Source organism: Vibrio sp. 378, assembly GCF_033339435.1.
On the sequence record NZ_JAWOUO010000153.1, the window covers coordinates 1 to 1064 of the forward strand.

The 1064-nt window shown below is 40.4% G+C and carries 3 protein-coding genes; all 3 read right to left on the minus strand.

Translation table 11 applies throughout. The annotated features are described in order from the left end of the window. Positions 1-411 precede the first annotated feature (411 nt). Positions 412-582: a hypothetical protein gene (locus tag R7Q48_RS24785; protein WP_158090427.1), complete on the minus strand. Its 171-nt coding sequence runs from the start codon at positions 580-582 to the stop codon at positions 412-414. 16 nt (positions 583-598) lie between these two features. Beyond that, the gene (gene nadS / locus R7Q48_RS24790; protein WP_029946694.1) at positions 599-886 is read right to left on the minus strand and encodes a NadS family protein; all 288 of its coding nucleotides are present in this window, start codon (positions 884-886) and stop codon (positions 599-601) included. Further along, on the minus strand, positions 876-1064 hold a 189-nt coding region (locus R7Q48_RS24795), incomplete at its 5' end, for a type II toxin-antitoxin system RelE/ParE family toxin (RefSeq protein WP_318132765.1). The genes R7Q48_RS24795 and nadS, both read right to left, overlap by 11 nt.

The window sequence follows — 1064 nt, forward strand, 5'->3', positions numbered from 1 at the left end:
GATGCTCATACGATTAAACTTCTCGAAAATTTAACAATGGAAATTGGAAATGAAGAAGTTGCTCTACAAGTCACTATTTTGTCATTTGAAAAACTTTGGCATCAAATGGAAATGCATGGAGAGCCCAAAAACACATTTGAATGGCTTCAAATCGAAGCAAAGAAGCTCATAATTTAAAGCAACATAACGTTGTGGTGGTGATTATTATTCCTATTACGTTAAATAGCCGACTTAGCATCTCAAAACGCCAATCTGACGTTCTCAAAACGCTCCTGGAGCGTTTTTAAGCACTTATCCTTACCTAATTAGCCAGAAATCGGGCTGTAAGTTTGTGACGCTTTCAGAGCGATTTACAGGGCAAAAAGTTCGCTGTTCGATTGAAACAAAAAACGCCCTCTAAGGGCGTTTTTTCTATGTTTTCATCTTATCGATGGCATCTTTGGTGATCAGCTCGTTAGCTATCTCCAAGTTCTCTTTGTACTTCTTCTCTTTGTACTTCTCATATTCAAAGCGAGATAACGAACTTCTCGGATCGTACTCGTAATGCTGACAGAATTGCTCAAAAGTAACAGCTGCACTCATAGACACCTCTTAATCTTTAAACTGAAAACTTCGCATAAAGCTCTGGCTCTTTAGAGAGTAGAGTTAGGACTTTGCTTGCTAAACCTGTCGGATTTCTCCGTCCTTGCTCCCAACTTTTCACGGTATCAATACTCACATCCATCGCTTGTGCCAACTCTTTTTGGCTGACATCCAGTTGTGCTCGGATCGCTTTAACATCGGCAATCTCATAACGAGTGACATTCGCAGGAGTCTGCTCTCCTTTTGCAATCGCTTCGGCTTGCTTCATCGATGTATAAAGTTCATCAAAAATACTATTGCTCATTGTCATACTCTCTCTTAATCGACCTCGACACTTCTTTAAGGAGATTCTTCTCTTTCTGAGTTAAAGAGTCCTTTCTCCCTTTCTTGTACAGCAACACCAAATAGACAACATCAGGTTGGATCAGTAAGTAAATCGTTCGATAACCACCACTCTTACCTGTCGATTCTCCAGCAAGGCG